General features: G+C 37.5%; 16 protein-coding genes. 11 read left to right on the forward strand and 5 right to left on the reverse strand.

The window, feature by feature from the left end; all coding sequences use genetic code 11:
* The first annotated feature begins 7 nt into the window (after positions 1-7).
* From recO to acpS, 3 genes are all read left to right on the forward strand, one after another.
* Positions 8-721 (forward strand): DNA repair protein RecO, encoded by a 714-nt coding sequence (recO, locus tag V3224_RS07460; RefSeq protein ID WP_334469617.1) that lies wholly within the window; start codon positions 8-10, stop codon positions 719-721.
* 87 nt (positions 722-808) lie between these two features.
* Positions 809-1,540, forward strand: a complete 732-nt coding sequence (gene pdxJ / locus V3224_RS07465; protein ID WP_334469619.1) for a pyridoxine 5'-phosphate synthase — start codon at positions 809-811, stop codon at positions 1,538-1,540.
* Positions 1,540-1,920 (forward strand): holo-ACP synthase, encoded by a 381-nt coding sequence (gene acpS, locus V3224_RS07470; protein WP_334469621.1) that lies wholly within the window; start codon positions 1,540-1,542, stop codon positions 1,918-1,920. Before pdxJ ends, acpS begins: the two co-directional genes overlap by 1 nt.
* Here the strand turns inward: acpS and V3224_RS07475 are convergent.
* From V3224_RS07475 to V3224_RS07490, 4 genes are all read right to left on the reverse strand, one after another.
* A complete protein-coding gene (locus tag V3224_RS07475; protein ID WP_032114763.1) occupies positions 1,917-2,177 on the reverse strand; it encodes a YfhL family 4Fe-4S dicluster ferredoxin in 261 nt (86 codons plus the stop codon). The two genes, acpS and V3224_RS07475, sit on opposite strands and share 4 nt — an antisense overlap.
* A 408-nt stretch (positions 2,178-2,585) precedes the next feature.
* On the reverse strand, positions 2,586-2,795 hold the full coding sequence (locus V3224_RS07480; RefSeq protein ID WP_334469624.1) for a hypothetical protein: 210 nt from the start codon (positions 2,793-2,795) through the stop codon (positions 2,586-2,588).
* Positions 2,788-3,678 carry a sulfatase-like hydrolase/transferase gene (locus tag V3224_RS07485; RefSeq protein ID WP_334469626.1) on the reverse strand — a complete coding sequence of 297 codons (891 nt, stop codon included), beginning with the start codon at positions 3,676-3,678 and terminating at the stop codon, positions 2,788-2,790. The genes V3224_RS07480 and V3224_RS07485 overlap by 8 nt, the downstream gene beginning before the upstream one ends.
* Positions 3,679-4,958: 1,280 nt before the next feature.
* A complete protein-coding gene (locus V3224_RS07490) occupies positions 4,959-5,558 on the reverse strand; it encodes a hypothetical protein (RefSeq protein ID WP_334469628.1) in 600 nt (199 codons plus the stop codon).
* Between the two features lie 223 nt (positions 5,559-5,781).
* On the opposite strand from V3224_RS07490, the gene tadA reads away from it, so the two are divergent.
* Together tadA and V3224_RS07500 are read left to right on the forward strand one after the other, a co-directional pair.
* Complete coding sequence (tadA, locus tag V3224_RS07495) at positions 5,782-6,273, forward strand: tRNA adenosine(34) deaminase TadA (protein ID WP_334469630.1); 492 nt, start codon at positions 5,782-5,784, stop codon at positions 6,271-6,273.
* 163 nt (positions 6,274-6,436) lie between these two features.
* Positions 6,437-7,411 (forward strand): IS701 family transposase, encoded by a 975-nt coding sequence (locus V3224_RS07500; RefSeq protein WP_334469632.1) that lies wholly within the window; start codon positions 6,437-6,439, stop codon positions 7,409-7,411.
* Here V3224_RS07500 and mltF read toward each other — a convergent pair.
* Positions 7,371-8,873, reverse strand: coding sequence for a membrane-bound lytic murein transglycosylase MltF (gene mltF / locus V3224_RS07505; protein WP_334469634.1), 1,503 nt, complete (start codon positions 8,871-8,873; stop codon positions 7,371-7,373). The two genes, V3224_RS07500 and mltF, sit on opposite strands and share 41 nt — an antisense overlap.
* Positions 8,874-9,139: 266 nt before the next feature.
* On the opposite strand from mltF, the gene purL reads away from it, so the two are divergent.
* The 6 genes from purL to glnB all read left to right on the forward strand — a co-directional run bounded on the left by purL (position 9,140) and on the right by glnB (position 19,523).
* A complete protein-coding gene (gene purL, locus V3224_RS07510; RefSeq protein WP_334469636.1) occupies positions 9,140-13,030 on the forward strand; it encodes a phosphoribosylformylglycinamidine synthase in 3,891 nt (1,296 codons plus the stop codon).
* An 868-nt stretch (positions 13,031-13,898) separates the two neighbouring features.
* Positions 13,899-15,338: a sensor histidine kinase gene (locus V3224_RS07515; protein WP_334469638.1), complete on the forward strand. Its 1,440-nt coding sequence runs from the start codon at positions 13,899-13,901 to the stop codon at positions 15,336-15,338.
* Positions 15,339-15,382: 44 nt separating this feature from the next.
* The gene (gene qseG, locus V3224_RS07520) at positions 15,383-16,183 is read left to right on the forward strand and encodes a two-component system QseEF-associated lipoprotein QseG (protein WP_334469640.1); all 801 of its coding nucleotides are present in this window, start codon (positions 15,383-15,385) and stop codon (positions 16,181-16,183) included.
* On the forward strand, positions 16,180-17,517 hold the full coding sequence (gene glrR / locus V3224_RS07525; protein ID WP_334469642.1) for a two-component system response regulator GlrR: 1,338 nt from the start codon (positions 16,180-16,182) through the stop codon (positions 17,515-17,517). The genes qseG and glrR overlap by 4 nt, the downstream gene beginning before the upstream one ends.
* 29 nt (positions 17,518-17,546) lie before the next feature.
* Positions 17,547-19,169, forward strand: a complete 1,623-nt coding sequence (locus V3224_RS07530; protein ID WP_334469644.1) for an NAD+ synthase — start codon at positions 17,547-17,549, stop codon at positions 19,167-19,169.
* A 15-nt stretch (positions 19,170-19,184) separates the two neighbouring features.
* Positions 19,185-19,523 carry a nitrogen regulatory protein P-II gene (gene glnB, locus V3224_RS07535; protein ID WP_032114757.1) on the forward strand — a complete coding sequence of 113 codons (339 nt, stop codon included), beginning with the start codon at positions 19,185-19,187 and terminating at the stop codon, positions 19,521-19,523.
* The last annotated feature ends 104 nt before the right edge of the window (positions 19,524-19,627 follow it).

The raw sequence follows: 19,627 nt of genomic DNA on the forward strand, positions 1-19,627 counted from the left end.
GGTTTCCGTGGACGGTTGGCAACGTGCATTTGTACTTCATACTCGCCCTTATAGTGAAACGAGTTTACTGTTAGATTTTTTCACCGAAAATGAGGGCCGTATTCGACTATTAGCCAAAGGTGCTCGTAGCCGTCGATCTAATTTAAAAGGCTGCTTACAACCTTTTACGCCATTGCTGATCCGTTGGGGAGGCAAGGGAGAAATGAAAACGTTGCGTGGCGCAGAACCTATTTCTCTAGCGCTACCATTTACCGGTACCGTACTGTATAGCGGTCTATATGTTAATGAATTGCTTGCGCGAGTTTTAGCCCAAAATATCCCTTATCAAACCCTATTTTTTGAATATCTGACCTGTTTGCAGGTATTGGCTGGTAGTGAATATACGCCGGAACATGCATTGCGCCGTTTTGAATTATCATTGCTATCTCATTTAGGTTATGGTGTTGATTTTTTACACTGTGCCGGTAGTGGTGAACTGGTGGCAGATAGCATGACTTACCGTTATCGAGAAGAGAAAGGTTTTATTGCCAGTTTGGTTATTGATCACTTAAGTTTTACCGGTAAGCAGCTTAATGCATTTGCCGCTCGTCAGTTTCCTGATGTCGATACATTAAGAGCAGCCAAGCGTTTTACCCGTATTGCGCTAAAGCCTTATCTGGGCGGAAGTCCATTAAAAAGCCGTGAGCTTTTTTACCAGGTCATATTGCCTAAAACGCGTTGAAGCGAGGTTATTAAAACCTCTTTGAATATATTATGATTGCATGGATAAACGAAATTCAAACTATGAAATGGATAACAGGAGTTAAATATGGCAGAGTTATTATTAGGCGTTAATATTGATCATGTTGCCACGGTGCGAAATGCGCGGGGAATACAATATCCTGATCCACTACATGCAGCATTTCTTGCTGAACAAGCTGGGGCAGATGGGATCACTGTTCATTTGCGTGAAGATCGCCGTCATATTACTGATCGTGACGTTAAGTTACTTCGCCAGACGTTACAAACCCGGATGAATTTGGAGATGGCAATAACGGATGAAATGGTCAATTTTGCCTGTCAGATCAAACCTCAATTTTGCTGCTTGGTACCAGAGCGACGTAAAGAAGTTACGACGGAAGGTGGGCTTGACGTTGTTGGGCAACAAGCATTAGTCGCAACGGCGGTCAAACGATTAACCGAAGCAGGTATCATGGTTTCTTTGTTCATTGATGCTAAAGAACAACAAATTGATGCTGCAGTGGAAATTGGTGCTCCCTTTATTGAAATTCATACTGGTGCCTATGCTGATGCTAAGAGCGAGTTAAAGCAGCAAGAAGAGTTTAAACGTATCAAGCAGGCGATAAGTTATGCCACTGCAAAAAAACTTAAGGTCAATGCGGGTCATGGGTTAACTTATCATAATGTTCAACGTATTGCTCAATTGCCTGATATATATGAACTTAATATTGGCCATGCGATTATTGGGCGAGCACTCTTTAGTGGCATGGCGACAGCTGTGAGTGATATGAAGAAAATTCTTCGTGAGGCGCGTTGTTAATGGCGATTATTGGATTAGGTACTGATCTGGTTGAAATTGTACGTATTGAGCAAATTATCAAGCGTTTAGAGGAACGTCTGGTGAAGCGTATATTGTCCGCGCAAGAGTGGCGACAATATCAACATCATTCTCAGCCAGTCCGTTTTTTGGCTAAGCGTTTTGCGGTCAAAGAGGCAGCAGCAAAAGCTTTAGGCACGGGGATCCGAAACGGTTTAGCGCTTAATCAATTTGAAGTTTTTAATGATCAATTAGGTAAGCCAGGGCTTAATTTATTAGGACAAGCAAAAATATTGGCTGATTCTTTAGGTGTACAACATATCCATGTATCATTATCTGATGAACAAAATTATGCTTGTGCCACTGTGATTATGGAAAGTTAAATTTTATCGGCATGATGTAATAGGACAAATTTATCCCATAATTGTTCTTCTGTTTCAGGATTATCAGGATCTTTTAAAATGGTATTGTTGATCGGACAAACAGATTGGCAAGTTGGCTTATCATAGTGGCCAATGCATTCAGTGCAAAGATTGGGATTGATTTGGTAAAATTCTTCTCCCATTGAAATCGCTTCATTTGGGCATTCTGGTTCACACATATCACAATTGATACAGCGTTGAGTAATTAATAAAGACATAGCAATATGTTATAAGTAATTTGAGTAAATATAAATAAATTATGCATTAAAAACATAATCTTATCTGTAACTGATGATTTTGTACAGTATATATTCTATTGAAAAACCCGATTCAGTAATACAAAGCTGCAACCCAGATCGATTTTACTCTCTTTACAATGATAAGGGTATGAGCGTTACATCGGCTGTTTGTTCAAAAAGCAGTTCAATAGTAGCTAGAACAGTACACCACAGACAAAAAACTAAGTGTTGGCGCTTTGATGTAAACTCATAGCTAAAATCTGTGTTGCAGCAGCTAAATCTATTTTAAAACACTTTGCTAAATCGTGTCGATCTAAAAACTCAAAAGAATATAATCAAAGGCTGGATTTTAAATAGAAATCCAGCAATATTGTTGCTAAGTAATTGTTATTCTATCAAGGAAAAAGGTAAAATATTTTCATTAGCTGTTAGCACTCGATCATATTCTCTTTCGCTTCTAAGAATATTTTTATCAATGTCATAGCCAAGCAGTTCGGATAAAATATACTTATTCATCAAACCACTCAAGTATCCGTCTTTATTACGAAAAGATTCGATAAAAGCACAATTAAAATTTTTATTAGTCGATTTATACATAAAGGGGATCAAATATTGTTCTCTTCCTTTTTCCAATCCATGACCAACATTGACTATCTCGCCGTGATCTGCGGTATAAATTAAAATCTATTTTTTTAGCATTAATGATATTCATTATATTATTTATGATCCTGTCAGTATGATGAATAGAGAGATCATAATCCGCTGCTTTTGGTAAAGCTTTTTTATCCATTGCATCATAGTTGTCATAGGGTAAATTATTACCATAAAGATGAATAATGATAAATCTCTTTTGTGCATTATCAGATAACACTTTTGCTAGCAGGTTGGCTAATTCATTATCGTTATAATTGGTTAGCCTTAAATCATCACTTTTTTGAGCGATAAAACCATATTTTGAACCATGCAGACCTTGTATTTCTTGGGAACCTAACCAATATGTTTTATATCCATTGGCTTTTGCCATTTCAATAATAGATTTATTGTTGAACAGGTTTTCTTCATTTTCCGGTGTGTGAAAGGCTAGTGTCATTGACACTGAATCTCGGGTTATCGGTGAACTGGAATGGGCATTATTTAAGATGCAGCTATCTTCGGTTGAAAATATTTTTGTCATATGTGGCGTTGTATCTAAATGATAGCCATATGCACTATAGCGGGAGTAGAGTGAGGCTTCCCCCATGATTAATATAATATTTTTATTATTATTGTCTTTTTTAGATAATATTGCATGATTAAATTTTTCAATTTTGGCTGTATTTGCATATTTATTATTTTCATATGATGAAATTAATAAATAAACCACGTCACCAAATACTAAAGGGACTTTATGATGAAAAAAAATCCCGAGCTGTTTTTTATCTTCTTTGATATTAGAAATTAATCTGTTTTCATCTTTGATATCTAAAACAACCAGGATCATCGAAAGTGCTGTAAACGATAATGCTGAATACAATAATACACGAGTTTCGCACGGGCATATAAAATTCTAGAAATGGCTTCAGAACAATAATTAATCTGTAACTTGCTAAGACGTATAAATTTACTTAAATTACAATAAGTTATTTTTAATTTATGAGATTTTTTCTATTTATATATTATGCTGAATTAAACTTAAAAATAGAGCGTTTTTTTATTGGTGCGAAACTCGTGTAATAGAGAGGTATTTTTTAAATTTTTCTTAATTCTTGTTATTAGATAAAATAAAAAAGCAGTAAAAATCAATGTAGGAAAAATTAACTTCAGCAGTAAACTGCCTGACATAAATAGAACTTCATTTATGTTGGTTTCAAGGATGGAATGGAGAATAGAAGTTGTTATATTTTCGTTAAAATTTAACGAATATATAACTTTTATATTTATAAAGAATAAAAAAAGTAATCCAATTAGTTTTGGTAATTTATTCTTACTTATTAATAAGAAAGTAATTAAGAGAATAATAAAACTAGATATATGCGGTAGTCTTGAATCTTCTTTGAAAACAAAAACATTTAATAAAAGTGAGAATATAAATAATAATATTATTATATGGTTAAAGTATTTTTTTGCGGTTTTCATATAATTAATTTATTAATCTGCAATAAAAATGAAGATATATAACTTTTCAGCTAGCGGTATTGAATATATCTTTAATTTGTTTTAATAGCAGGTTGGTATTCCTATGTATGCTTGGTATTTTTTTGTGTTGCTAAATAGAGCGAAATTGCGAATAAATAACGCCAATTCAAAAAATTAAAAGATAATACAAAAATATATTACAATTATTTTAAAACTATTTAAAGTTATTTTATATCACAATTGATACAGCGATAAGTAATTTATAGTGACATGTTAAGCTCTATTTAAAATATTACTTATATCATTAAATTAGTCAAAACTGCATTTATTATTAAGCTAAAGCCGTGAATAAACGCAGTATATTTTATATCTCAGATAACAAATTATCATGCTATAACCACAATATTTGCCTTATTTGCTGTTTGGTATAATGTCATGGTGCCATATCTGACGGTAATTTTGTATAGTCAATTCGTTTATTATTAAAGTCAATAACACTATTTTGCACGAGTTTCGCACCAATAAAAAAACGCTCTATTTTTAAGTTTAATTCAGCATAATATATAAATAGAAAAAATCTCATAAATTAAAAATAACTTATTGTAATTGAAGTAAATTTATACGTCTTAGCAAGTTACAGATTAACTATTGTTCTGAAGCCATTTCTAGAATTTTATATGCCCGTGCGAAACTCGTGAGTTTATTGGTTTCTTCCTTGGCACTATTGAAGTCTTTGACAAATTTGATTTCTGGATAACCGCTATTTAAAATATCGAATTCACCCGTTTCTTTATAATCTTTAGGGCCATATAGAAGAAACGCCAAAAAGGTAATAAAAGCACCAATCTTTGTTTTGTTACCGGTTTTAAGCTTAAATGTTGTACAGAAAAAACCGAACAGTAAAATAAATAATGATCCAGCATAAAGATAGTATGGAATATTACTAATAAATTCTATTGCTTCATTTAAATTGGTATAAGTAACTAATGTTGCTATGGTTAGTGAGGGAGTACCATAAAGTAGCCTAATTGAAAAATATAGCGCTGCAATAATGGTGAATATAATAATGAATCCACTATATATTATTCGTAACTGATTGATAACGATTAGCAATGCGACGATACCAGCTGTATAGTTTAGTCTTGGTGGGTAACCCATAGCGTAATGAATTAGGCTGAATAATATAATAAGTAGCGATATTTTCAGCAAAAAATTTCGATTATCATTTATTAATTTTTTTATCATTTATTATATCCGATTTAGATCAGTGACTACCCTTAATGCAACGATACACAAAGTTGAATTAGTTAATTTTCTTAATAACATAAGTGATTTTTGGGGTGATTTATTGATGTTATTTATTATATGAGATGGCTATTAATTAGTATTAAAGAGTTATTAAATCATAACTTGATATTATATTATAACTATTTTTGCGATATTAAATTAATATTTGAGGTTTTTATTCGTGGATCAAGCCCAAAAAGATGTTTATTGGATGCGAAAAGCTATTTTACTAGCTAAAAATGCTCAAGAAAAAGGTGAAATTCCTGTTGGCGCGGTATTAGTACATGAAGATGAATTGATTGCAGAAGGTTGGAATCATCCTATTTTGTCTCATGATCCATCTGCCCATGCGGAAATTTTAGCTTTGCGGGCAGCGGGTCAATCTTTACAAAATTATCGCTTACTCAATACGACGCTTTATGTGACACTCGAGCCTTGTATTATGTGTGCCGGAGCTATGATCCATGCGCGCATCGGTCGTTTGGTATATGGCGCCTCTGATCAAAAAACTGGCGCTGCTGGTTCAATTATTGATGTTTTTAATCATCCAGATATGAATCATCGTATTCTGGTATTGGGAGGGGTTTTGGCCGATGAATGTTCGACGATGTTAAGTGTTTTTTTTCAACAACGGCGAGCAGAAAAAAAATTGGCCAGGAAAGGGCAGCGTTGATAAATTAAATCTGCCTAAGTCGCTTAGTAAGGCGGCTTAGGCAGAAATAGAAGCTAATACTGTTTGTAATGATTAGCTAAATTAGTCACTACTTCACGAGTTTCGCAATCTCCAAAAAAGAAGTATAAATTTAAAAACAAGAAAAAATCAGGGTGTTCATATTTTGTCGGGTTATCCATGTATTAAAGATATCTATAAAACATTCTTACAAGTAAGCAGTTTAAGATACTCTGGTTTAGCGTTATCAGAAGTAAGCCCATCGCCTTTATCTCATGACACTGTTAGCCGATGGCTAAAAAGTAGATGTTTTAGACCTAAAGACCTATGGCGATTAGTTGAACCTTCTATAGACAAAAAAAGCCCTTGCGTACTAATTGCCGATGATACATTGATTGCCAAAACACGTAGTAAAAAAATAGAGATGGTCCATTATCAATATTCAGGTAATGAACATGAGGTTATTGCTGGCATAGGTTTAGTTAATTTGCTTTGGCATGATCTGACGAAGGTTGAATCAATTCCTATCAATTATCGTATTTATGATAAAGATTCTGATGGAAAAACAAAAAACACGCACTTTTCCGAAATGCTCACTCTTGCTAAAAAAAGAGGGATCATGCCAGAAGCCGTAGTGATGGATGCTTGGTATTCTAGCCTGGATAACCTGAAATCAATTCGCTCTCATGGTTGGATCTGGGTAACCACGCTGAGGAAAAATAGGATTGTTAACCATAACAAACAACTGAACAAGTTAGACATCTCAGAAGAAGGAACGTCAATACACTTGCGAGGATATGGTTGGGTAACCGTTTTCAAATTTACAGCCAAAAACGGCCGTATTGATTACATAGTAACAAACAAAGAGAATCCCACCCGTCAATACGTCAAATCTATCATGGATGCCCGTTGGTCTGTTGAAGTTTATCATCGAGAAGTTAAACAAAACTGTGGTATTGAACGCTGTCAGGCTCGCACGAGCCGAGCGCAAAGAAATCATATTTTTCTGGCTATTTCTGTGTGGTTTGAACAACATAAACGTCGTATATCTGAAAAAATAACCCTTTATCAACAAAATTGGGACGTAATCAAAAGTGCTATTACTGAGCAAATCCGTGTTTTATTAGCTTACCCAAATTAGTTTTGTGCGAAACTCGTGTACTTTTTTCTTTGCTGCTGGTTCTAGAGAATAATAGCGGATCCCTTGCGGCGAGCTGCATATTTTGATTCATTTCCTTATTCTGTAGGTAACTCACCAAACTTTGGTGATAATGGCGGATATTTTCCACATAGCGATAGGCTTCATAGCCACGTGCATAACCGTAGGTTAATTTAGCAAAATATTTTTTCTTGCTAAGTAGCGGCAGTCTGGCTTTTACATCTAACCAACTGTCTGGATCTCCGCCTTGTATGCGTGTCAGTTTCCTGGCATCAAGCATATGTCCCAACGCCATATTATAGGCCGATAAGGCAAACCAAATACGATCATCAGGCGCAATAGTAGTTGGTAAGCGCGAAATCAGATATTGCAAGTAAGCGGCGCCACCTTTAATACTTTCCTCTGGATCCAGCCTATCTGACACACCCATAGTTTGTGCAGTAGGTACTGTTAGCATCATTAAACCACGAACACCAGTGGGTGATGTGGCTAGTGGATCCCAGTGTGATTCCTGCCAGGAAATTGCTGCTAGTAGACGCCAATCTATATCTTCTGCATATTTTTTAAATAGATGCTTATAGGTTGGCAAAATTTTATTAATTGCAGTAATAAAAGAAAGCGTATCAAAATAGTCAAAAGTAGCAACATGGCCAAAATATTTTTCATCTAAACGTGTTAAAAGTTCTTCTTCATTACTTTTATTGAAGAAGTCTAACATTGCTGCATTTAGACTATTATCTTTTGAGCGTTTCATATACCAATTAAGGTTATGATCGTCGCTAACATTAAAAGCGACAGCAATGTTTGGATGAATACGTTGCTGCATAGCGACGACAATAGAATTTTCTAAGGTATAATCAATTTTCCCTTCAGCTAGCAGTTGCAATAACTCAGTCGCATTATAATGACTGGTTTCTTCCCATTGAAGATTTGGATATTTTTGCTTCAACTGTTGCAGCGTATTAGCGTTTACTGAATCAGTGGCAACGACAAACTTTCCTTTTACATCGTTCAAAGAGCGTGGACGACTTACCCCTTTGAGATAAATTAGCTGCTGGGAAACGGTATAGTAGGCCGGGCCAGGCTGTGCTTTATCGAGGCGCTTCTCATTATAAAGAAGTCCTGCAGTAATAAAGTCACTATTACCGTTTTCAAGGTCATTAAAAAGTTGATTGATATTTGAACGTACATTGATACGTAGCTTTACGCCAAGGTAATCGGCAAAGCGTTTAGTCAGTTCGTAATCAAATCCGCTTGCTTCTTGCTTATCGTTAAAGGACATAAGGGGTGAATTAATGGTACTTACACGTAATTCACCGCGAGAAATAATTCTCGTCACCTGGTCTTGCTGCTGGTTGGGCCACTCAATATTAAGTGTAATGACACCAACAGAAATTATAGAGACAATAACGATAACAAGATAATTAATTCTAATATTAATCAAATGGTTATATCTCGTTAGTTAAACATATTTTCTTAATTAAAATGACCAAATTATGGCCAATTTTTTAAGAGCCGGACATTCTGCTTAACAAAAGTAGAATTTGCAACTTAATTTAATCTATTTTACATATCTTTAACATTTGCGGGTGCGTGATAAATGTGCACGCAAACGGTTTCGTATTGGTTCATGATGATTTATAATAGCCTTCCAGTTTTCCTGATACATATCCTTCAGGCCAGCTTTATAAGTTAAGAGAATCTATTACTATGGAAATTCTGCGCGGCTCACCCGCTTTATCGACATTTCGCATTACTAAGCTTCTTTCCCTATGCCAGCAGCAGCAACTACCGGTTACTGACATTTATGCTGAATATGTACACTTTGCTGAACTTGGTGCGCCATTAAATCAGGATGATCGACAAAAACTAAGTCAATTGCTTCATTATGGTCCTTCATTAACTGAGCAACAGCCTGCTGGCCAGTTACTCTTGGTTACTCCTCGACCAGGCACTATTTCACCCTGGTCTTCAAAGGCAACGGATATTGCTCATAACTGTGGATTACAGCAGGTTATCCGGCTTGAGCGTGGAATTGCTTATTATATTATTTATTCCTCGCCATTGGATATATCACAATTGGATGATTTATCTGTCATTTTGCATGATCGGATGGTTGAAACTGTTTGGACTTCTTTCGAGCAAGCAGAATCACTCTTTATGCACCATAAGCCGGCACCGATGGTGACGATAGAAATATTAAAAAACGGTCGTCGTGCACTTGAATTGGCAAATATTGAATTAGGGTTAGCGTTAGCTACAGATGAAATTGATTATTTAATGGATGCCTTCCAAACATTAGAACGGGATCCAACGGATGTTGAACTCTATATGTTTGCGCAAGCTAATTCAGAACATTGTCGGCATAAAATATTTAATGCCAGTTGGGTTATTGATGGTAAATCACAACCTAATTCTTTGTTTAGTATGATAAAAAATACTTATCAACAAACGCCAGATTATATTTTATCAGCTTATAAAGATAACGCTGCCGTAATGGAAGGATCGAATATTGGGCGTTTTTTTCCTGATCCAGTAACCGGCAAATATGATTATCATCATGAAAATGCTCATATTTTGATGAAAGTAGAGACCCATAACCACCCAACAGCTATTTCTCCTTGGCCTGGTGCTGCCACCGGTTCAGGTGGAGAAATACGTGATGAAGGGGCAACAGGGCGTGGTGCAAAGCCTAAAGCCGGTTTAGTTGTATTTGCTGTTTCTAACTTACGTATTCCAGGTTTTAAACAACCATGGGAACAAAATTTTGGCAAACCACAGCGTATTGTTAGTGCACTTAATATTATGCTTGATGGGCCATTGGGTGGCGCCGCTTTTAATAATGAATTTGGCCGACCCGCTTTATTAGGTTATTTTCGCACTTATGAAGAGCTAGTGAATAGTCATAATGGAGCAGAATTACGTGGTTACCACAAACCGATTATGCTAGCAGGCGGTATAGGTAATATTCGGGCAGAACATATTAAAAAGGGCAATATTCCAGTTGGCGCTAAATTAATCGTATTAGGTGGCCCATCGATGAATATTGGGCTGGGAGGTGGCGCAGCTTCATCGATGACTTCAGGGCAGTCTGATATTGATCTTGATTTCGCTTCGGTGCAACGTGATAACCCTGAAATGGAGCGTCGTTGTCAAGAGGTTATTGATCGGTGCTGGCAGTTGGGAACTGATAATCCGATCCTATTTATTCATGATGTTGGCGCTGGTGGCCTTTCTAATGCTATGCCTGAGTTAGTGAATGATGCTGATCGAGGCGGAATATTTGAACTACGTCAAATATTGAATGATGAACCAGGCATGGATCCTCGTGAGATTTGGTGCAATGAATCTCAAGAGCGCTATGTATTAGCTGTTTTACCTGAACAACTTCCCCTATTTGAGTCTATCTGTCGTCGAGAACGCGCGCCATATGCTGTTGTTGGTGAAGCGACAGAAAATCGCGATCTTGTTCTTAATGATAGTTATTTTACTAACCAGCCTATTTGCATGCCGCTAGATATTTTGTTAGGTAAAACGCCTAAAATGCTACGTGATGTTAGTTCTCAATTTGCTGCCGGTAAGCCGATTAATCGAGAAATGATAACCTTAACCGAAGCAGTTAAACGGGTATTACATTTGCCAGTAGTAGCAGAGAAAACTTTTCTGATTACAATTGGTGATCGCAGTGTTACCGGAATGGTGGCCCGCGATCAAATGGTTGGCCCTTGGCAGATCCCGGTTGCTGATTGTGCGGTCACGACAGCTAGTTTAGAAAATTATTATGGCGAAGCTATGTCGATCGGTGAGCGCTCACCCATTGCGCTATTGAACTATGCGGCATCTAGCCGAATGGCGGTTGGAGAAGCGTTGACCAATATCGGTGCTGCTTATGTTCAGTACTTAAAACGGGTGAAGCTTTCCGCTAATTGGATGGTAGCAGCGGGACATCCTGGTGAAGATGCCGGTTTGTATCAAGCGGTGAAGGCTATTGGAGAAGAGCTATGTCCGGCATTAGGTTTAACCATCCCAGTTGGTAAAGATTCGATGTCAATGAAGACCACCTGGCATAATGGCGAACAGATTTGTGAAATGACGGCGCCGCTTTCTGTGGTTATTACCGCTTTTTCCCGGGTTGAGGATGTTCGTCTGACGGTTACACCTGAACTGAAAAGTGATCAAAATAATGCATTATTATTAATTGATCTCGGGCAAGGTCATAATGCATTGGGAGGTTCAGCACTTGCACAGGTATATCGGCAAATAGGTGATCATGCCCCGGATGTCCGTGATGCTAAATTATTAACCGGTTTCTTTAATGCAATTCAGGCGCTTATAAAAGAACAAAAATTATTAGCTTACCATGATCGTTCCGATGGTGGCCTATTTGTTACATTAGCAGAAATGGCATTTGCCGGTCATTGTGGGTTAGATATTGATATCGGTTATTATGATAAAGATATTCTTGCTGCTTTATTCAGCGAAGAATTAGGGGCAGTCATTCAGGTCAAGCAAGCGGATAGGGAAATGGTGGAAGCATGTTTGGCCGAGCATGGATTGGCTGGGTGTGTACTGTATCTTGGTACAGCAATTAAAGACGATATTGTTACTATCAATAGTCACGGTAGAGAAATTTATCGTGAAAAACGTAGCCAATTGCGTTTATGGTGGGCTGAGACTACCTGGCAAATGCAACGTTTACGTGATAATCCGGCGTGTGCAGATCAAGAACATCAGGCTAAACAAGATCTGACAGATCCTGGATTGAATGTAAAAATAAACTTTGATCCAGCAGATGATATTGCAGCGCCTTATATTATGACAACCCCGTCACCTAAAGTGGCTGTTTTACGTGAACAGGGTGTCAATTCTCATGTTGAAATGGCGGCCGCATTTCACCGTGCAGGTTTTACTGCCATTGATGTGCATATGAGTGATTTGTTAGCAGGCAGGGTAACACTCGCTGATTTTCAGCTATTAGTTGCCTGTGGCGGCTTTTCTTATGGTGATGTATTGGGGGCGGGAGAAGGCTGGGCAAAATCAATTTTATTCAATTCACGCGTACGTGACGAATTTGCAGGCTTTTTTACTCGTTCTGATACTTTATCATTAGGCATATGTAATGGTTGTCAAATGATGTCTAATCTCAACCAGTTGATTCCAGGTGCTGAACATTGGCCACGATTTGTACGTAATCGTTCAGAACGCTTTGAAGCGCGTTTTAGTTTGGTCAAAGTGATGGAAAGTCCTTCACTATTTTTACAAGATATGGCTGATTGTCAGCTACCAATAGTGGTATCTCATGGTGAAGGTCAAGTTGAAATGCGAGACATTGCGCATCTTGACCAGTTGGAAAAAAATCATTTAGTTGCGCTACGTTTTGTTGATAATTATGGTCAGGTTACTCAACAGTATCCAGCAAATCCAAATGGATCGATTAATGGTATTACTGCAGTGACCAGCTTAGATGGGCGGGCGACTATCATGATGCCCCATCCGGAGCGAGTATTTCGTACAGTTACCCATTCATGGCATCCGCCAGAATGGGGCGAAGATAGCCCCTGGATGCGTATTTTTCGTAATGCGCGGCGGCAGCTGGGTTGATATTGATATAAATATTTTTCCCTATGGCTAATTAAAGTGATAAAAACTTGGTTAGTCATAGGAGATAAAATGTAATTTTTGCGCGGTTGATTGAAAATAAGTAAAAATAAATTTCATTATGAGCTAAATTTAGCTGAAATTTGATGTTGATTATTATTCAAATTATTTAAATTTGCTTATTAAATCTTATAACTGTCATTAATTAGCTAAGTGATAAAAACAAGTTGTCTCTAATTGGAGACATTTAATTGTATGATTTTTTGTTAATATTTTATTCACTCAATGAAATGTCGCTAATAGGCGACATTTTTATTAAAAATCATGGAATTAAATTTAATGAAAAACCATTTTAAATGCTTAATAAATTTATTTTACATTAAATTTCAATAGGTTAATAAAATTTTTAAAAAGTTGGCATATAAGGTGCATACTATATTGAGTAGTCGCTCATTCAACTTTTTATGTTGGTCCCAATATAGAGGGATGCACACCACATAAGCCAGGAATGATGCCAAAAGTCAGGTGCCTACCGTCCAGCAGCATGATATTTGCTTATAAACAAGCTTTATCAAACATCGGGCGACACGTGGAGTGAGGCACCATCTATTAAAAATTCTCTGCTCTCCTCGCCAATATCGGTGGGGCGCAGTGAATTATTTAATAAAGTATTTATTGCTGCTTAAGCGTATGAATATTATTTACTCTCCTTGCCTTATTCCCTTATTAATTAAAATGTTACCCTCGATTTTGGTGATTAAAAGACTGTTTTTCTCATAATAATCAAATTAGAAATTTTTTATTAAATCGGCAGGCAAATTCACTATCGAATATAAGTTCTGTTACCATAATAGTATGAATAGGTAATGAGATGATTTCTTTGAATAAGTGGCATTCTTTTCCGCGTTCACTACGCCAACTGGTGGTGATGGCTTTTTTATTGGTTCTTTTGCCATTATTAATATTGGCATACCAGGCCTATCAAAGTTTAGATCAATTGAGTAATCAAGCGGCTGATATCAACCGAACCACTTTGCTTGATGCTAGGCGCAGTGAAATCATGACGAGTACTGCGCTTGAAATGGAGCGTAGCTATCGTCAATACTGTGTGTTAAACGATCAAACTTTTGCTGCTTTATATAAGAAAAAACGGCAAGAATATAGTGAGATGCTAGCTCGCCAAATGACTATTTTGCCTGATAAAAACCAAATCACGACTATTCAAACCTTACTGGAAGATCTCTCCGATTTAAAATGCGAAAATAACTCACCTATCCCGGCAATGGCGGAGGCACTTGAACGTTTTTCGGTTACCAACAATCAGTTAGTACAATTAACACGTGATGTTGTATTTGGACGAGGTACGCAATTGCAGAATGCAATTGCTGAAAAAGGTCAATATTTTGGTTGGCAAACGCTAATTGTGTTTTTATTGAGTGTATTATTAGTTGTGTTGTTTACTAGAATGATTATTGGTCCGGTTAAAGCTATTGAGCGTATGATTAATCATCTTGGGGCAGGAGGAACACTTTTCACCAGACTTGAACGTTTTAAGGGCCCTAGTGAGTTACGTTCATTAGCTCAGCGTATTGTTTGGTTAAGTGAGCGACTGAGCTGGTTGGAATCACAACGGCACGAATTTTTACGTCATATTTCTCATGAATTAAAGACACCTTTAGCCAGTATGCGTGAAGGGGCTGAACTATTAGCTGATGAAGTAGCAGGGCCTTTGACTTTAGATCAACGAGAGGTTGTCGCTATTTTGGATAATAGTAGTAAACATTTGCAACAACTCATTGAGCAATTATTAGACTATAATCGTCAGTTAGCCGATGGGCCAGCACTGATTCAGCAAATTGATTTAACCAAGTTAGTGGCAAATGTCGTTTCCTCAAATAATTTAACGGCTAGAGCTAAAAATATTCAAACTGAAATTGAGTTAAATATTACTCATTGTTGTGCAGAGCCAACTTTTTTGGCAAGAGTGATTGATAATCTCTATTCTAATGCAGTGCACTACGGTTCTGAATCGGGTAAGATCTGGATAATAAGCAATGAAACTGATGATAAACTCCAAATCGATATCGCTAATACAGGAACACCTATCCCAGAATCTGAACAAAATATGATTTATGAACCTTTTTTTCAAGGATCTTTATTGCGTAAAGGGGTAGTAAAAGGGAGCGGGTTAGGATTAAGCATTGCCCAAGATTGTATTAAAAGAATGAATGGTCAATTGTTGCTTATTGATTGTCAGTTTGCTGATGTCTGTTTTCGTATTGAGCTACCACTAACCACAGAGTATGAATAATGCCAAATTGGTCTAATTACAACACCCTAATAGCCGCAGGGATAATGCGGAAAACATGGCATATTGCATTTGCGAAGCTAAGTTGTGGGGGATTTTTTTCCACTAAATGGAAAGTAAAGTTAACAACACTTCTTTTACCTTTTTTATTAATATCTTGTAGTAAATATCACCATCCAGTACCACTGGATATGATAAATGAATCGATACCAATAGAAGAACGTATAACAGATTATCGCTATGTTACTTGTGAAAAAATATGGAATATAGATAGTGAGAATGCTTCAGATAATCCGCTTTACTGGTTGAGAATTGTTGACTGTGCTAATCGATTGAATAAAGAGCAAGCGGCTTTGATGGCTAAAACGATTCAGTTAATTAATTGGCAAAATGTTTTTCGACATAGTATTTTACTCGATGTCGCAGAGCCAACCGTCACTGCCCGGCGTAAAGTGATTGATAATTTGAATAGTTATAGTTTGCAGTTCCCTTCACCTATTCGCCCACTGTTAGAATTATGGCGTGAAAAGCAAATTCAGATTGTTAATGTTGAAGAAGCAAATGCTAAATATTTACGTTTACAACAAGAGAGCGATAATAAACTAGATCGTTTAGCTGAACAAAACGCTCATCTAACCTATGAATTAAATATTGTCTCACGTAAGTTGGAAAATCTGACCGATATTGAACGACAACTTTCTTCACGCAAACAGCAGGAACAAGCTGTTTCAAGTGGAAAAATGGATAAAAGCAGTACCAATTCAACAGCAAATAGCGCAGAGCTGAAAACGACAGATGTGATTAAAGAGTCTCATCAGGTTGATAAAAGCGGAGAAAATCCCCAATGACAGTGCATAAATCAGCCAATCTATTATTGGTAGATGATGATCCCGGTCTATTGAAATTATTGGGTATGCGTTTGACTAGTGAAGGATTTAAGGTGGTTACCGCAGAGAATGGTGTGGATGCCTTGAAAATTCTAGCAAAAGATAAAATTGATCTGGTTATCAGTGATTTGCGTATGGATGAAATGGATGGCATGGCACTTTTTGCGGAGATACAGAAACAGCAGCCAGGCATGCCGGTCATTATTTTAACGGCGCATGGTTCAATCCCTGATGCGGTAGCGGCAACACAAAGAGGGGTATCGAGTTTTCTCACTAAGCCAGTTGATCGTGATGCTCTCTATAAAGCGATTGGTGAAGCCTTAGCTATGTCAATTTCCGTTTCTGATGAAAATTGGAGTGAGGAAATTGTCACTCGTAGCCCGATAATGCTTCGTTTATTAGAACAGGCACGTATGGTGGCGCAATCTGATGTTAGTGTATTAATAAATGGGCAAAGTGGTACTGGTAAAGAAGTGTTGGCACGAGCAATTCATCGTGCTAGTCCTAGAGCTAAAAAATCCTTTATTGCAATTAACTGTGGGGCTTTACCTGAGCAGCTTTTAGAATCGGAGCTGTTTGGTCATGCCAAGGGCGCTTTTACCGGTGCGGTTACACATCGTGAAGGTCTATTTCTCGCTGCGCAAGGTGGGACACTATTTCTCGATGAAATTGGTGATATGCCTTTGTCTCTTCAAGTGAAACTATTGCGGGTTTTACAAGAACGTAAAGTGCGGCCTTTAGGCAGTAACCGTGATTTGGATATTGATGTTCGAATTATTTCAGCGACCCATCGTGATTTACCAAAGGCAATGGAAAAAAATGAATTTCGGGAAGATCTCTATTACCGTTTGAATGTGGTAAATATCAAAATTCCTACCCTTAATGAGCGTTCGGAGGATATCCCTTTATTAGCAAATCATTTGTTAAGGGAATCAATAAAGCGTCATAAACCTTTTGTGCGTAGCCTATCGAGGGATGCAATGAAATGCTTAATGGCGGCAAGTTGGCCGGGTAATGTAAGGCAATTAGTGAATGTTATTGAGCAGTGTGTTGCATTAACAACCGCGCCGGTTATTAGTGAAGCATTAGTCATTCAGGCGCTGCAAGGCGAGAATACTGCATTACCTACTTTTGTTGAGGCTCGCAATCAATTTGAGCTTAATTATTTGCGTAAATTGTTACAAATGACAAAAGGTAATGTTACCCCTGCCGCGCGTATGGCAGGTCGAAACCGAACGGAGTTTTATAAATTATTAGCCAGGCATAAACTGGATGCTAATGATTTTAAAGAATAATTTTTATTATGTCTGGAGAATGAAATTTTATGAACCGAACGCTGAATATTGCACTAGCACAATTAAATTGGCTGGTAGGTGATATTGAAGGCAACTGTGAATGCATGTTGCAGGAAGCTAAGGCTCAACAGTTACAGGGTGCAGATCTTATTCTGTTTTCAGAATTAGCTTTAACTGGCTATCCGCCCGAGGATTTACTTTTTCGGCCGGATTTTTACCAACGCTGTAGCAAACAGCTTGATCGTCTGAAAGACGCTAGTCAAAATATCTCCATTGTTGTTGGTCATCCATGCTGGCAAAATGAAAAATGTTATAATGCATTGTCATTTTTCTGGCAGGGGCAGTTAGTGGCGCAATATTTTAAGCAACAATTGCCTAATTATGGTGTTTTTGATGAAAAGCGTTATTTTCATTCAGTTAACGAAACTTGTGTAATACCTTTTAAAGGTTACAAGTTAGGTTTTTTAATTTGTGAAGATGTCTGGTTTGATGAGCCAGTTGATGCAATTAAAGCTCAAGGCGCTGATGTCCTCATTATCATTAATGCTTCACCTTACAATCGTGAAAAGCCGCATATTCGTTGGACATTATTAAAATCACACTGCCAAAGAACCCAATTACCAATTGTCTATTTAAACCAGGTTGGTGGACAAGATGAGCTCATCTTTGATGGCGGCTCAAAAGTATTCAATGGCAAGGGTGAGATAACGCATTATTTAGCGCAGTTTGCTGAGCAAGTTCTCCAGTGTAAATTTAATGATGATGAACCACTGCCAGTGGCTAATTCAGCAGAAACTTTATCACCGATAGCCCAGGTTTATGAAGCATTAGTCATGGCAACCCGTGACTATATTAATAAAAATGGATTCTCTGGCGTTATTTTGGGATTATCAGGCGGAATTGATTCAGCTTTAACCTTGGCTATTGCAGTAGATGCTTTAGGTAAAGATAAAGTTCAGGCAGTAATGATGCCTTTCAAATATACCGCTGAAATGAGTATCCATGATGCCAAAGAGCAGGCAGCATTGTTAGATATTGAATTTGCGATAATATCTATTGAAGCTATGTATGATGCATTTATGGCAGGTTTGTCACCATTATTTATCGGCATGGCGCCCGACACAACCGAAGAGAATTTGCAGGCTCGCTGTCGGGCTATCATTCTGATGGCAATATCGAATAAGCGTGGCCGTTTAGTATTAACGACCAGTAACAAAAGTGAGTCCGCCGTTGGTTATACCACTCTTTATGGTGATATGGCCGGCGGGTTTGCGGTGCTTAAAGATGTACCAAAGATGTTAGTATTTGAGCTAGCAAAGTATCGAAATACGATTTCACCAATCATCCCTCAGCGCGTGATCGAACGGCAGCCTTCTGCTGAGCTAGCGCCAGGGCAGCTCGATCAGGATAATTTACCCCCTTATCCTGTATTGGATGCGATCTTGGAAGGTTATGTTGAACAGGATAAATCGGTCAGTGAATTAGTTGCGGCTGGGTTTGATGAAGTAACAGTTCGTAAAGTGATCAAGTTAGTTGATATTAATGAATATAAACGGCGTCAGGCACCGATAGGTCCGCGCGTTACAATGCGAAATTTCAACAAGGATAGGCGTTACCCAATTACTTCGGCTTTTGGTCGTAAAAACTGGTGATAATAGGATAATTTGATGAAAAAAATTGATGCAATTATCAAACCTTTCAAGTTGGATGATGTAAGAGAAGCTTTAGCAGATGTCGGCATAACCGGAATGACAGTGACGGAAGTAAAAGGGTTTGGCCGCCAAAAAGGCCATACAGAACTTTATCGTGGTGCAGAATATATGGTTGATTTTTTGCCTAAAGTAAAAATTGAAATTGTTGTTCCGGACGATATTGTTGACAGTTGTATTGAAACGATAATACAGACGGCACAAACGGGAAAAATTGGTGATGGCAAAATTTTTGTTTATGATATTGCTCATGTGATCCGTATTCGAACCGGCGAGCAGGATGAAGCGGCTATTTGATTTTAAAGGGTAACAGATGGTTGAAAGTTACAGAGGAGTTGATATGGAATCTGTAACTTTTTATTCCACCTGTTACCACTTACCCTGGTTTTAGTGAGGTTTTT

The organism is Arsenophonus sp. PmNCSU2021_1, assembly GCF_036919435.1.
In the GTDB taxonomy this organism is placed as follows: domain Bacteria; phylum Pseudomonadota; class Gammaproteobacteria; order Enterobacterales; family Enterobacteriaceae; genus Arsenophonus; species Arsenophonus nilaparvatae.